Annotated in this window: 11 protein-coding genes and 1 pseudogene; 2 read left to right on the forward strand and 10 right to left on the reverse strand. The window is 72.1% G+C overall.

Going from position 1 to position 13,873, the window contains the following annotated elements:
- The 5 genes and pseudogenes from AB0M26_RS02500 to pdhA all read right to left on the reverse strand — a co-directional run.
- Window positions 1–1,204 (reverse strand): annotated as a pseudogene (locus AB0M26_RS02500) (hypothetical protein); the annotation flags it as partial.
- The gene (locus AB0M26_RS02505) at window positions 1,201–2,274 is read right to left on the reverse strand and encodes a DUF6457 domain-containing protein (protein WP_365253276.1); all 1,074 of its coding nucleotides are present in this window, start codon (window positions 2,272–2,274) and stop codon (window positions 1,201–1,203) included. The gene AB0M26_RS02505 and the pseudogene AB0M26_RS02500, both read right to left, overlap by 4 nt.
- A gap of 110 nt (window positions 2,275–2,384) precedes the next feature.
- Window positions 2,385–3,926, reverse strand: coding sequence for a dihydrolipoamide acetyltransferase family protein (locus tag AB0M26_RS02510; RefSeq protein ID WP_365253279.1), 1,542 nt, complete (start codon window positions 3,924–3,926; stop codon window positions 2,385–2,387).
- Entirely contained in the window at window positions 3,926–4,921 is a 996-nt protein-coding gene (locus AB0M26_RS02515) for an alpha-ketoacid dehydrogenase subunit beta (protein WP_365253781.1), read from the reverse strand. Before AB0M26_RS02515 ends, AB0M26_RS02510 begins: the two co-directional genes overlap by 1 nt.
- Before the next feature lie 53 nt (window positions 4,922–4,974).
- On the reverse strand, window positions 4,975–6,141 hold the full coding sequence (pdhA, locus tag AB0M26_RS02520) for a pyruvate dehydrogenase (acetyl-transferring) E1 component subunit alpha (RefSeq protein ID WP_365253282.1): 1,167 nt from the start codon (window positions 6,139–6,141) through the stop codon (window positions 4,975–4,977).
- A gap of 198 nt (window positions 6,142–6,339) precedes the next feature.
- On the opposite strand from pdhA, the gene AB0M26_RS02525 reads away from it, so the two are divergent.
- The gene (locus tag AB0M26_RS02525) at window positions 6,340–6,828 is read left to right on the forward strand and encodes an Lrp/AsnC family transcriptional regulator (RefSeq protein ID WP_365253285.1); all 489 of its coding nucleotides are present in this window, start codon (window positions 6,340–6,342) and stop codon (window positions 6,826–6,828) included.
- Between the two features lie 216 nt (window positions 6,829–7,044).
- Here AB0M26_RS02525 and AB0M26_RS02530 read toward each other — a convergent pair whose 3' ends face one another.
- Window positions 7,045–7,641: a TetR/AcrR family transcriptional regulator gene (locus AB0M26_RS02530; RefSeq protein ID WP_365253288.1), complete on the reverse strand. Its 597-nt coding sequence runs from the start codon at window positions 7,639–7,641 to the stop codon at window positions 7,045–7,047.
- A complete protein-coding gene (locus AB0M26_RS02535; RefSeq protein ID WP_365253291.1) occupies window positions 7,638–9,173 on the reverse strand; it encodes a 3-hydroxyacyl-CoA dehydrogenase in 1,536 nt (511 codons plus the stop codon). Before AB0M26_RS02535 ends, AB0M26_RS02530 begins: the two co-directional genes overlap by 4 nt.
- A 123-nt stretch (window positions 9,174–9,296) precedes the next feature.
- Here AB0M26_RS02535 and paaN point away from each other — a divergent pair, with 123 nt between their 5' ends.
- A complete protein-coding gene (gene paaN / locus AB0M26_RS02540; protein WP_365253294.1) occupies window positions 9,297–10,979 on the forward strand; it encodes a phenylacetic acid degradation protein PaaN in 1,683 nt (560 codons plus the stop codon).
- A gap of 51 nt (window positions 10,980–11,030) precedes the next feature.
- Here the strand turns inward: paaN and AB0M26_RS02545 are convergent, their stop codons facing one another.
- The 3 genes from AB0M26_RS02545 to AB0M26_RS02555 are packed head-to-tail and all read right to left on the reverse strand — an operon-like array spanning window position 11,031 to window position 13,815.
- Entirely contained in the window at window positions 11,031–11,912 is an 882-nt protein-coding gene (locus tag AB0M26_RS02545) for a TrmH family RNA methyltransferase (protein ID WP_365253297.1), read from the reverse strand.
- On the reverse strand, window positions 11,909–13,144 hold the full coding sequence (locus AB0M26_RS02550; protein ID WP_365253300.1) for an HTTM domain-containing protein: 1,236 nt from the start codon (window positions 13,142–13,144) through the stop codon (window positions 11,909–11,911). Before AB0M26_RS02550 ends, AB0M26_RS02545 begins: the two co-directional genes overlap by 4 nt.
- Entirely contained in the window at window positions 13,144–13,815 is a 672-nt protein-coding gene (locus AB0M26_RS02555; RefSeq protein ID WP_365253303.1) for a DUF5819 family protein, read from the reverse strand. The genes AB0M26_RS02550 and AB0M26_RS02555 overlap by 1 nt, the downstream gene beginning before the upstream one ends.
- Window positions 13,816–13,873 lie beyond the last annotated feature (58 nt).

The following is a 13,873-nucleotide window of genomic DNA, read 5'->3' on the forward strand; positions in this document are numbered from 1 at the left end:
CAGCGCCAGGGACAGCGGGACGGGTGTCGTCGGCGCGAGGACTGCCGGAGCCGGGGCGGTTCGCGGACGCACGGTCCCGCGCGCGCACGTCGCCGTACTCGGTGCGCAGCACGGCCGTCGTACCGGCCGGGACGCGGGCGCCGGTCGCGATGCGGACGGCGTGACCGTCGGGCAGCGGGGAGGGTTCGTCGTGCCCGGCGAGGAGGCCGAACCCCATTTCCCGAGAGTGTCCGGCCTCGTTGGACCCGGCGTCCCCGGCGACCCGCCAGGGCCCCGGCCCGGCAACGGCCCATCCGTCCATCGCGGAGGTGTCGAAGGGCGGCAGATCGGTCAGGGCCACCAACGGCTCGGCCAGCACGTGGCCCAGCGCGTCCCCCAGCCGCCGTACGAGCGCGGGCAGCGGACCGCCTGCGGCCCGAGCTGCGATGGCCCTAGCCTCGTGCCAGGTCGTGGTCCGGTGGGCATGGGCGGGGCGGTCGCCGGAGGGTGCGGCGGGACCTGGATCCGCGCCGGCGAGCTGCTGCTCCACCGCAACGTGGTCGTAGACGACGGGCGCGGGCGCCTGTCCCGAAGTGCCGCTCCGATCGGGCCCGTTGGCCCCCTCCGGCGTCCGGGAGCCGCCCGCCCGGCCGTCGGCGCCGTGCGGTGACGTCGGATCCATGGCTCCGGCCCGGTGTGTTCCGGCGCGCGACGCAGGGCCCGCGTGGCGTTGTTCGTTCGCGATGGCGAGCGCGTCGTCCACTTCGAGTGCGTCCTCGGCCCGATGTGCCTCGTCGGCCCGATGTGCCTCGTCGGCCTCTTGGGCGCTGTCGGCCTCTCGGACACCGTCAGACCGATATGTCCCGCTGGTCGGACGTACATCGTTGGCCTGATGTGCCTCGTCGGCGTCTCGGGCGTCGTCGGCGTCTCGGGCGTCGTCGGCCCGATGTGTCCCATTGGCCCGATGTGCCTCGTTGGCCTCTCGGGCGGCGTCGGCGCCACCTGCGGCCGCGTCGCCGCTGTCGGGTGCGTCGCCGCTGTCGGGTGCGCGCTGGGCGCCGGGGGCGCCGCCGGTCCGGGGCTCATTCGCGACCCGGGGCTTCCCGCCGGACACGGGAAGGGCATCGTCCCGGCCTGCGGCGCGGCCGAGGCCCTCCGGGCGGCCACCGAGGGCCGGTCGTTCCACGTCCGCGGACAGGTCGCGGCTTCCGCCCGGTTCCGTCATCCCGCCGTCTTCTCCGAACCGCCGGCCGGTCCGTCCTGGGCTTCCTCGGCCCAGCGTACGGCCAGTGCCGCGGCCTTGCGCGCAGCGATCGCCACCTCGTCGGGGCTGCCGCCCGCCCGGGCCGCCGCGTAGCCGACCAGGAAGGTGGTGAGGGGCGCCGCGGGCCTGGCCACGCCGTGCGCGGCATCGCGGGCGAGATCCAGGAGGACACCGGTGTCGACGTCCAGCTCGATCCCGAGTTCGGCCTTGACTGCGGCAATCCATTCGTCCAGCACGTTCCCATGCTCCCTGATACGGGCCCTGGCCGCGGCGACGTCTTCCCAGGTGTCGCAGTCGAAGGAGGCGGCGTCGCGGCCGGGCAGGCGGTGAAGGGTCAGTTCGGAGGTGAGCAGGCGGAGGGGCAGATGGGCGAGACCGCCGTGTTCGGCGGCGAGCAGGGCGAGTTCGCGGCGCAGCGGTTCGGTGCGGTAGGCGGCGACGAGCGGCTGGTCGCGCCCGTCGGCGTCGACGAGGACGACTCCTTCGGCCGGTCCGCCACCGGCCACACCCCTCCCCGTCCCGTTCCTGGAGGCGCCCGTGCGGCCGGGGATGCCCGTACCGCCGGAGACGCCCGCGCCCGTACCACCGGAGACACCCGCGCCCGTACCACCGCGGTCGCCCGCATGACCGGGCCCTTCGCGGCGGGCGGCTGAGGACACATCTCCGGGCGCGGCACCCCCGGCGTACGCCGCCCGGTCGAGTCCCGCCACCAGCCCGCGGACCGTGGCCGCCGAGAGGAACGGCAGGTCTGCGGAGAGCACGAGCACGACCGGAGCCGTCACCTGCCGGAGTCCGGCGTCGAGCGCGGCCAGAGGTCCGGCGCCGTGCGGTTCCTCACGCGCCCAGCGCACGATCCGTACGGTCGGCCGCCGGGAGCCGACGACGACCGTGACGGCGGCGTCCGCGCATGCGCCAAGCACCCGGTCAAGGAGCGGACGCCCGCCGACCGTCAGGCCGGGTTTGTCGGCACCGCCCAGCCGTCTTGCGGCGCCACCGGCCAGCACCACGGCGTCGTACGAATGCCCAGTCATGCCCCCGAGTATGGCCGGGCCCGGCCGCGGGCGGTCCCACGGGTGCCCGGGATGACCCGGGAGACGCCGGTGGTCCCGGCGCATCCCGGGTCATCCTGGGTTAACTCGTGTCACACCGTACGCAGCAGCACCGCCGGCTGCTCGACGCAGTCGGCCACGTAGCGCAGGAAGCCCCCGGCCGTGCCACCGTCGCAGACCCGGTGATCGAAGGTGAACGAAAGCTGGACGACCTGACGGACCGCCAACTCCCCTTGGTGCACCCACGGCTTGGGCACGATCCGGCCGACACCGAGCATCGCCGCCTCGGGGTGGTTGATGATCGGTGTGGAGCCGTCCACGCCGAACACCCCGTAGTTGTTGAGCGTGAAGGTGCCGCCGGTCAGATCGGCGGGCGTGAGCGTGCCCGTCCGAGCCGCCTCGGTCAGCCGGGCGAACTCCTCCGTGAGCCCTACCGCGTTACGGGCGTGGGCGTCACGTACCACCGGTACGACCAGGCCGCGCTCGGTCTGCGCTGCGAATCCGAGGTGCACGGCGGGCAGTCGGACGATCTCGCGCGTCTCGGTGTCGACCGTGGAGTTCAGCTCGGGGTACCGCTCGAGCGCGGCCGTGCAGATACGGGCCAGCAGTGCCAGCAGCGACACCTTGGGCCCTCCGGAGGCATTCATCGCCGCGCGGGCGGCCATGAGTTCGGTGGCGTCGGCGTCGACCCAGCACGTCGCCTCGGGGATCTCCCTCCTGCTTCTCGCGAGCTTGTCGGCGACGGCGCCCCGCACCCCCCGCAGCGGGATGCGCTCCGGCCCCGCAGCCCCCGCGAGCCCGCGCGCCTGTTCAGGGGCAGGCGCAGACGCGACGGGGGCGGCACCGGTCGTCCCCTGGGCGGCGTACGGGGCGGCCGCCCCGTCGGAGGCGGTGGCGATGGCACGCGCGGCCTCCTCGACGTCGGCGCGGAGGATCAGCCCCTCGGGCCCGGACCCCCTCAGAGCCCTCAGGTCGATGCCGTGTTCGCGCGCGATCCGCCGCACCAGTGGTGAGATGACGGCGACCGGCCCCTCCACGAGCTGCGGTGCTTCTGCCGTGTCCCCACTCCGCCGGTCCTGCCCGAGGTCGGTGGAGTGCGCGGCGGAGGGGGCACGGGCCTCGGCCCGCGTGGTCGTGAGCCGGGCACTGCCCGCGGATGCGACCTGCGCGGAGCCTCTCACGGCACCGCCCTCCGGGCTCCCGGCATCGCCCCGCCCACCCGGTGCGGCGGGGCGGGAGAACCCGCCCGACGGACGGACACGGCGGCGGCGCGCGGCAGGCGCGCCCGTGCCGTAGCCGACGAGCACATTCCCCGAACCCTCGTCGGCCCGGGGGCCCTGCGCCCCGGTGGCCTCCGTGGCCGGGACCGGTGCGTCCCCGTCACTGTCCGCCCCCACTGCCACGGTCAACAGCGGGGCTCCGACGGGCAGTTCTGTCCCTTCCTCACCGAAGCGCGCCGTCACCACGCCCCCGTAGGGACACGGCACTTCCACAGCCGCCTTGGCTGTTTCGACCTCCACCACCGGCTGGTCGACGGCCACCACATCGCCCACCTGGACGAGCCAGCGCACGATCTCGGCCTCGGTCAGCCCCTCTCCGAGGTCCGGCAGTGCGAACTCCCGCACCACAGCCATCAGTGCCCGCCTCCCGGCTCGGTCCAGTCGGCCTCCCACTGCAGGCGCGCCACCGCGTCGAGAATGCGATCCACACCGGGCAGATGGTGCTTCTCCAGCATCGGCGGCGGGTACGGGATGTCGAATCCGGCGACGCGCAGCACCGGAGCCTCCAGATGGTGGAAGCACCGCTCCATCACACGCGCGGCGATCTCCCCTCCGGGACCGCCGAAGCCGGAGGACTCGTGCACCACGACCGCACGGCCGGTCCGCCGTACGGACTCGCAGACGGTGGCGTCATCGAACGGCACCAGGCTCCGCAGGTCCAGGACTTCGAGGTCCCAGCCCTCGGCCTGCGCCGCCTCCGCAGCCTCGAGGCACACGGGCACCGACGGGCCGTACGTGAGGAGCGTGGCGCTCCGGCCGGTGCGGCGGACCACGGCCCGCCCGATGGGCGCCACCTCCTCGGGCTCTTCGGGCGACCAGTCGGCCTTGGACCAGTAGAGCCGCTTGGGTTCGAGGAAGATCACCGGGTCGTCCGAGGCGATCGCGGCGCGCAGCAGCCCGTAGGCGTCGGCGACGGTCGCCGGGGCGACGACATGGAGGCCGGGCGTCGCCATGTAGTACGCCTCCGACGAGTCGCTGTGGTGCTCGACGCCGCCGATGCCGCCGCCATAGGGCACGCGGACGGTGATGGGCAGCGGCATCGCGCCCCTGGTGCGGTTGCGCATCCGCGAGACGTGGCTGATGAGCTGCTCGAACGCGGGATAGGCGAAGGCGTCGAACTGCATCTCGACGACGGGCCTCAGCCCGTACATCGCCATGCCGACAGCGGTCCCCAGGATTCCGGCCTCCGCCAGCGGGGTGTCCGTGCAGCGGTCCTCTCCGAACTCCTTGGTGAGGCCGTCGGTGATCCGGAAGACGCCGCCGAGTGCGCCGACGTCCTCACCGAGGACGTGCACGGCCGGGTCCTCGGCCATGGAGTCGCGCAGGGCCCGGCCGAGGGCCTGTGCCATGGTCGCGGGCTTGCGCACGGCGGCGTCCGGCCCCGCGGTCGCTGGTGCGGTGGTCACTGCCCGGTCTTCCCTTCGCCCTCGGCGTGCTCGTCGTGCTCGTCGTCCGCGGCCGCCAGTTCGGCCCGTAGCTGCTCCGCCTGCTCGCGGAGCTGGGCGGTCCGCTCGGCGTAGACGTGAGCGAACAGGTCCATCGGGTCCAGCACCGGGTCTTCGTTCATCCGCTCCCGCAGGTCGGCGGCCGTCTTCTCGGCGGCGTCGCGCGCGGCCTCGACCACGGCGTCGTCCAGCAGCCCCTGGTCGCGCATCTCACGCTCCAGCAGGGCTATCGGATCGTGCTCGCGCCACTCCTCCACCTCGGAGTCGGTGCGGTAGCGGGTGGCGTCGTCGGCGTTGGTGTGCGCCTCGATCCGGTAGGTGACGGCCTCGACGAGCGTCGGCCCGCCGCCGCTGCGCGCACGGCTCACCGCTTCGCCGAGCACCTGGTGGACCGCGACCGCGTCATTGCCGTCGACGAGCCGGCCGGGCATCCCGTAGCCGACCGCCTTGTGGGCGAGGGAGGGGGCGGCGGTCTGCTTGGCCAGCGGCACGGAGATCGCGAAGCCGTTGTTCTGGACGAGGAAGACGACCGGTGCCTGCCATACGGCTGCAAAGTTCAGCGCCTCGTGGAAGTCGCCCTCGCTCGTGCCGCCGTCGCCGACCATGGCGAGCGCGACGACGTCGTCCCCCTTGAGGCGGGCGGCGTGCGCGAGGCCGACGGCGTGCGGGAGCTGGGTGGCCAGCGGCGTGCTCAGCGGGGCAACCCGGTGTTCCCGGGGGTCGTAGCCGGTGTGCCAGTCGCCGCGGAGCAGCGTGAGCGCCTGCACCGGGTCCAGGCCGCGCGCCACGGCCGCGAGCGTGTCCCGGTAGCTGGGGAAGAGCCAGTCCTGGTCCTCGAGGACGAGCGCCGCGGCGACCTCGCACGCCTCCTGGCCCGTGCTGGACGGGTAGACCGCCAGCCGTCCCTGGCGGGTGAGCGCCGTCGCCTGCGTGTTGTACCTCCGGCCGCGCACCAGCTCTGCGTGGAGCCGCCTGAGCAGCGCGGGGTCGGCGTCTCGCGCGGCGGGGGTCCCCAGCATGCGGTACGGCTCCGCGTCCGGCAGCAGCGGCGCGGGGTCGACCCGGGGCCGCCAGGAGGGCGGCGGGGCGGGGTGGTACGACCCCGGCTGTTCGAGGACCGTCATATCGAGCACCTCCTGGAGATCCCATGCCGGTGGGCCGGGACGGGCAGGCTTCCGGCGGACGCGGTGTGGTGGGCGTCTCACCTACCGATTGTTCGGTCGTCGGCACATTTTGGCTACAGGCGGACCCAGCCTGTGGACAAACGGTTCTCCACAGCCTGAGATGAAGCCAGGACGTCCACTTCGGGGAGGCACAGCGGGATGGAAGCTGAACGGATGGCCGAGGAACGCAGGATTCCGCCCGCGCGCCCCCTCGATGCGATCGACCGTGCGATCCTCGCCATGCTGCGTACAGACGGGCGGGCGTCGATACGGTCCGTGGCCGAGCGCGTCCATGTCTCGCGTGCCAACGCCTACGCCCGCATCAACCGTCTGATCGAGGACGGTGTGATCCGTGGCTTCGGCGCCCGTATCGACCAGGAACGCGCAGGTCAGGGTGCGTCGGCCTATATCACTCTCAAGATCGTCCAGAACTCCTGGCGCACGGTTCGGGAGCAGCTCCAGGAACTCCCAGGAGCGGCCCACATCGCCCTGGTCAGCGGCGACTTCGACGTGCTGCTGCTGGTGCACACCGAGGACAACCGGGCCTTGCGTGAGCTGGTGCTCACCCGCATCCAGTCGATCCCGGAGGTGCTGAGCACGCGCACGCTGCTGGTGTTCGAGGAGACGGATCTCTGGCCGGAGGAGTGAACCGGCGGACGGCGATGATTCCGCCCCGCCGCCCCCGCCGCCTCGTCCGCACTTCGGGCGATGCGCACCGTCTCTCCGGGTACCTGCCTCGGTCCGGTCTCCAGGTGCTGCCTCGGTCCGGGGCCTGCTCTCGCCTGATGGGTGGGTGCCTCGGGGTGGCGGCCGGGTTCCTCGGGGTGGCGGCCGGGTGCCTACGGGCGTGGGCCGGCGCCTCGGTCAGCAGGTACGCAGGCCCGCAAAGGCCATCCGGACGACGGCCTCCGCCACCTCGTCCCCGTCCTCGTGTCCCCCGTGGCCGCCGTGCGGCCGGTACCACTCCACAATCGAGTTGATCATGCCGAAGAGCAGCCGGGTCGCGAGCCGTACATCGACGTCGCCCCGCAGGTCCCCGTCCTCGGCCGCCCGCTGGAGCAGTTCGGCCACCTGCTGGTCGAACTCGCGCCGCCGCGCCATCGCCCACCGCTCGGTGTCCGTGTTCCCGCGCACCCGCAGCAGCAGCGTCACGTAGGGCAGCTCCGCCATCAGCACTTCGGCGGTCCGGCGCGCCACGTGTTCGAGCCGGTCGATGGCCCGGCCATTCATGGCGGCGGGTTCTTCGAGGACCCTGAACAGCCCGTCCAGTGCCCGCGATATCGCGAGCCGCAGCAGCTCTTCCTTGCCGCGGACGTGGTGGTAGATGGACGACTTGGAGATCCCGGCGGCGCGGGAGAGATGCTCCATCGACGTGCCGTCGTAGCCGCGCTCGTTGAACACCTCGACGGCGACCGCGAGCAGCGATTCGGGCGTGTACGTATCACGCTTGGCCATGGTCATGATGTGAGCAGCTCCCGTTCGGCGGCCGCGCGGCGGCGGATCATCTGGGACGGCGCGTAGCGGCTGCCGGGGTACGCGTCCTGCAGGTTCCCCAGCACCGTCCGGACCCACCGGGGGCCGAGGTCGTCCCCCCACTGGAGGGGGCCACGGGGGTAGTTCACACCGAGCCGCATGGCTGTGTCGACGTCCTGCGGCCCCGCGACCCCGCGGGCCACGGCATCGGCGGCGAAGTCCACGAGCATCGCGACCGTACGGGCCACGACCATGCCCGGGACGTCGTCGATCACGCTGACCTGCTTGCCCAGGACCTGGAAGAGCCCGACGGCCGCCTGAAGGGACTCCGGCCGGGCGGTGTCGGAAGCCGCCAGGGCGATACGGCCGGCGGCGCGGTAGTCCAGCGCCAGGTCGAACCGGATACCCCCGTCAGGTCCGGTCGTGGCGAGGGATCCGTCGGTCAACGAGAGCGGGGCCCCGCCCGGCAGCTCGATGAAGCCGGAGCCGAGGGAGCCTTCGGAGGGGCGAGGCGCGGGGGCGTGGGTGACGCCGATGCCCGCCTCGGCGATCAGCTCGGGCAGAACACCTGCCGGCCCGAGGTCGCCGTGGATCACGACGGCGTCGGGGGCCTTGGCGGGCTCGGCGGTCAGCGGCGCGGGCTTCTCCTCGCCCTCGCCGTAGCCGAACCAGCCCCGGCCCGACTTGCGCCCGTGCAGGCCCGCCTGGACCAGGCGGCGCTGGGCCATGGACGGCGTGAACTTGGGGTCCCTGAAGAATGCCTCCCATACGGAGCGGGTGACGGCCTCGTTCACGTCCTGGCCGATGAGGTCCGTCAGTTCGAAGGGGCCCATCCGGAAGCCGCCGCTCTCGCGCAGCACCGCGTCCAGGGTGGCGGGGGCGGCGGCCCGTTCCTCATAGAGCCGGAAGGCCTCGGCATAGAAGGGCCGGGCGACGCGGTTGACGATGAAGCCGGGGGTGTCGGAGCACCGGACCGGGGTCTTCCCCCACGCGGCCGCGGTCTCGTACGCGCGCGTGGCCGCGGCTTCGTCGGTGGCGAACCCGCTCACCACCTCCACCAGCGGGAGGAGCGGCGCGGGGTTGAAGAAGTGAAGGCCGACGACGCGGCCCGGGCGGCGGAGCGCGCCCGCTATCTCGGTGACGGACAGGGAGGAGGTGTTGGTGGCGAGGAGGCAGTCGTCGCGGACGACCGACTCCAGCGCCGTGAAGAGCTGCTGCTTGGCCGCGACGTCCTCCAGGATCGCCTCGACGACGAGCTCGGCCTCGGCAAGGCCCGCGACGTCCCCGACCGGATCGAGCCGTCCGCGGGCGGCATCCCGCTCCCCGGGCGTGAGCCTCCCTTTCTCCACCAGCCGGTCGAGGCGGGCCATGATCGCGTCAACAGCCGTCGCCGCGAGCCCCGGCGCCACGTCGTAGAGCCGCACGGGGTGCCCGGCCACCAGCGCGACCTGGGCGATTCCCTGCCCCATCGTCCCGGTGCCGACGACGCCGACGGTTCCGGTCCGGTCGATTGCCGTCATGGCCGAGATCCTCTCGTATGCGTTGTCCACAACCCCGACAGGCCCCCTTGTCCCGACCGATCGTTCGGTTACTCTAACCCTGTTGCCCTTTTCCAGCCCAGCTCAACGAGGAGTTGGTCCGTCATGGCCGCCGATCTCACCGCTGTCACGCTGATCGAGAAGCACCGCCCGACGCTCGACCAGGCGCTCGAGGCGATCCGTACGCGTGCCTACTGGTCTCCGTATCCGGAGCACCCGAAGGCGTACGGCGCATCCGCGCCGGGTGACGGGCATGCCGCCTTCGAGGCGCTGCGCGGCAAGCGGCTCGATCTCGACCAGCCGGGCACCGACGGCTGGGCCGGGGATGAGGTCTCGCCCTACGGCCCCGAGCTGGGTGTGGAGTATCCGCACCCGGATGTCGACGTGCTGCTCCCGGCGATGCGCGCGGCGATGCCGTCGTGGCGCGACGCGGGGCCCGAGGTGCGGGCGATGGTGTGCCTGGAGATCCTGTCGCGGATCAATGCGCGCACCCACGAGTTCGCCCATGCCGTCATGCACACCAGCGGCCAGGCTTTCATGATGGCTTTCCAGGCGGGCGGGCCCCACGCGCAGGACCGCGGCCTGGAGGCCGTGGCGTACGCATACGTGGAGCAGGTCCGCACCCCGGACGCCGCGGACTGGTCCAAGCCCCAGGGCAAGCGGGACCCCTTGAACCTCAGCAAGCAGTTCACCGCCGTCCCCCGCGGCATCTCGCTGCTGATCGGCTGCAACACCTTCCCGACCTGGAACGGCTACCCGGGCCTGTTCGCCTCCCTGGCAACGGGGAACGCGGTGCTGGTCAAGCCGCACCCCCGCGCGGTGCTGCCGCTGGCGCTGACCGTCGCGGTCGCCCGCGACGTGCTCGCGGAGGCGGGTTTTGACCCCAACCTGGTCGCGCTGGCCGCTGAGCGGTCCGGTGAGGGCCTGGCCAAGACGCTGGCCGTGCGGCCGGAGGTCAGGGTCATCGACTACACCGGCTCGACCGCCTTCGGCGACTGGCTGGAGACCAACGCCCGCCAGGCGGTGGTGCACACCGAGAAGGCCGGTGTGAACACGGTCGTCATCGACTCCACCGACGACTACAAGGGCATGCTGGGCAATCTGGCCTTCTCGCTCTCGCTCTACAGCGGCCAGATGTGCACCACACCGCAGAACCTGCTGATCCCGCGCGAGGGCATCGGCACGGACGCCGGCCACAAGTCGTACGACGAGGTCGTCACCGACCTGGCGGGCGCGGTGCAGGGCCTGCTCGGCGACGACGCCCGAGCAAATGCTCTCCTGGGCGCGATCGTCAACCCGCAAGTGCGGGAGCGCATCGAGGCGGCCGGAGGGATCGGCGAGGTCGCCCTGGCGTCGCGTACCGTGCAGCACCCGGAGTTCCCGGGGGCCACCGTCCGTACGCCGGTGATCGTCAAGCTGGACGGTGCCAAGCCGGACGACGAGGCCGCCTACCTCTCGGAGTGCTTCGGGCCGGTGTCCTTCGCGGTGGCCATGGACTCGACGAGCGATGCGGTGGAGCTGCTGCGCCGTACCGTCCGGGACAAGGGCGCCATGACCGTGGGTGCCTACACGACGTCGCCCGAGGTCGAGCAGCAGATCGAGCAGGCCTGCCTGGAGGAGTGCGCCCAGCTCTCGTTGAACCTGACGGGCGGGGTCTATGTGAACCAGACCGCCGCCTTCTCGGACTTCCACGGCTCGGGTGGCAACCCGGCGGCGAACTCGGCGCTGTGCGACGGGGCGTTCGTGGCCAACCGCTTCCGCACCATCGAGGTGCGGCGCCCCGCCTAGTGCTCCCGGGGGCTCCCCGGCACCGGCGCCGGGGAGTCCTGCGGGGCGTTTCTACGGAGACTCGGGCCCGGGTTCGCCCGATGAGTCGGGCCTGGACTGGGCGGCCGGTCCCCCGGACGACTCGATGCGCGCGTGCCGGCTGACCCAGGCGTGCATCGCGATGGCGGCCGCCGCACCGGCGTTGATGGAACGGGTCGAGCCGAACTGGGCGATGGAGCACACCATCGCGGCGTGCTTCCTGGCCTCCTCGCTCAGACCCGGGCCCTCCTGCCCGAAGAGGAGCAGGCAGCGGCGCGGCAGTTGCGTGGTCTCCAGGGGGACGGCACCGGGGAGGTTGTCGATGCCGATGACCGGCAGGCCCTCAGCAGCCGCCCAGGCGGTCAGCCCCGCAGTGTCCGGGTGATGGCGTACATGCTGGTACCGGTCCGTGACCATGGCGCCCCGGCGGTTCCAGCGTCGCCGCCCCACGATGTGGACCTCTTTCGCCAGGAACGCGTTGGCGGTGCGGACGACGGAGCCGATGTTGAAGTCGTGGCCCCAGTTCTCCACGGCCACGTGGAAGTCGTGTCGGCGGGTGTCGAGGTCGCGGACGATCGCCTCGCGCCTCCAGTAGCGGTAGCGATCGACGACATTGCGGCGGTCGCCGTGCTCGAGCAGTTCGGGATCGTACTGGGCGCCCTCCGGCCACGGCAGGGGATGAGGGCCGACGCCGACCTCCGCCGCGGTGTAGCCGTCGTCGTACTGGGCGACCACGGCGACCCCGTCACCGGCACCGCTCGGACCGCTCGGCCCGCCCGGATCTTGGGGACCGCCCGAATCTTGGGGGCCGCCCGAATCTTGGGGGCCGCCCGGGCCGTTGGGACCGCCCGGAACCCCGGGATCTTTCGGACCGCCGGGACTGACGGCGCTGTTCACACGGCTCATGCTGCTCACCCGACGAGGGTACGGTCGGGCGCCGCGGTGTCGCTGCCCACTGTTGCCCGGTCGCGGGCGAGGGGCCGGATCGCGCGGAGCCGCGTTGCCAAGCCACCCAGGAGGAGCAGGAAGCCCGTCGGCAGGAAGACCGAGTCGGCGGCGATCATCGCCAGGGAGAAGAACGGCAGCCCCAGCGCGACCGCGAAGACCGCGTGTTCGAGCATCATCACGGCGAGCAGCGCGTTCTTGACGCGGCGGTTCATCAGCGTGAACGGGAAGGCCACCTGCACGATCACCGTGCCGTAGGTGATGGCCATCACCAGCACGCCGCTGCTGCTCATCAGGTCGGAGATCGCCGGCCAGGGTGAGAAGTAGTCCAGATTGACCGGATAGTAGGCCGCGGTTCCGTCCTGCCAACGAGAGCCCTGGATCTTGTACCAGCCCGCGGTCGCGTAGATCAGGCACACCTCGGCGATGATCACGAGCAGGGCGCCGTTGTGCACCAGATTGGCGATGGCGTCCAGGACCGTACGTGCCTCCCGCAGGGCGGGCGACCCGTCCGGCGCGTACCGGCGGACCGTCCACCACAGGGCATGGACGAACCAGAGCCCCCAGAAGATCAGCGCCCACCCCAGGCTCACCAGGTCCAGCACCGTGATCCCGGCGAGGACAACTCCGGTGAGGGACCACAGGAGGATGCCGGCCACGTCCCGCCCGGGGTCGTCCTCCTCCTCCGCCCTGCGCGCCCGGCGGCGCGCATCCAGGGACCACACCTGGCCGCATCGCGTGACCACGAGATAGATCGCCATGAGGTGGATGACGTTGTCGCCGCCGTCGCCCATGAAAATGCTGCGGTTCTGCAGCGACAGGACCCCGACCATGAAGAGCACCGACATGGTGCGGGTGCGCCAGCCGAGCAGAAGAAGGGCGCTCGCCGCGATGGAGAAGAGATAAACGAACTCGAACCAAAGACGCCCGTCCGACCACAGGAGCGCGGTGAACGCATGGTTCCCGCTGATCATCTGGCGGGCCAGCGTCCAGCTCCACGGCCCATCGGGCCCGTACATCTCGTGCCGGTGCGGCCACTCACGGATCAGGAAGAAAAGCCAGGTGAAGGAGAAGCCGATCCGGATCACGGCGGTCTGGTACGGGCCGAGCGCGCTCCCGGTGACCTGGGCGATGCCGCGCGCGAGCCGGCGCTCGGCGCGGCGGACGGCGGAGGCGGGGGAGACGGCGGTGGAAGTCGGCATCACGGTCTGTCGGCTCCCTCGGGCAGATCCGCCGCGGTGACCGCCCACCACGGGAGGACGCGGTGCACGGACCGGGTGTCGATCTTCTCGTCGCTCCAGGGGGGCGGTGCGACGGGGGTGGTGGCCGAGCGGACCTGCACCCGCTCGATGCGGCCATCGACCCCGGGACCGATGCGGTCCAGGACGATGCGGCGTATGTACTGCTCGGAGAGCTGGCCGCGCAACCCGTTCGGCCGGTTCTTGGCGTCGTGCGAGCCGGAGAAGAAGTCCCAGGCGCGACGCAGCTCGTTCTGCTGCGTGTGGCTCGGCAGGAGGTGATGGCGTATGGCGTCGCCATCCTGGGCGGACAGATCGGTCCAGTCGGTGGTCGCGATCCGGCCGTCCGCCGTACGGACCTCGACGCGAGCCTGAACCGCAACGTTCTGCTGGAGTGGATTGGGAGCGAACAGTTTCCAGTTCTGCTCGAACTCCGGATAGACGTACGCGTCGATCGCCGCGCCGTGCCGCTTGGTGATCGTGTTCGACGGGGCAACGTGCAGAAAGACCATCGCGATGTGCACGGCGGCGGCGACAGCGACCACGGCGAGCGCCACCGCGACCACTATTCGCGAGGGAAGCGACAGCGCCGCGACACCCCCTGGTGCCGCCGTCCCGTCCTCGTCCCGCTCCATACCGCCCTCCCACGTCCCCGGACCTCCGGGGAACGGTACTCAGCGCGGGCCACCCGGC

This window comes from Streptomyces sp. NPDC051776 (genome assembly GCF_040681345.1).
GTDB lineage: Bacteria > Actinomycetota > Actinomycetes > Streptomycetales > Streptomycetaceae > Streptomyces.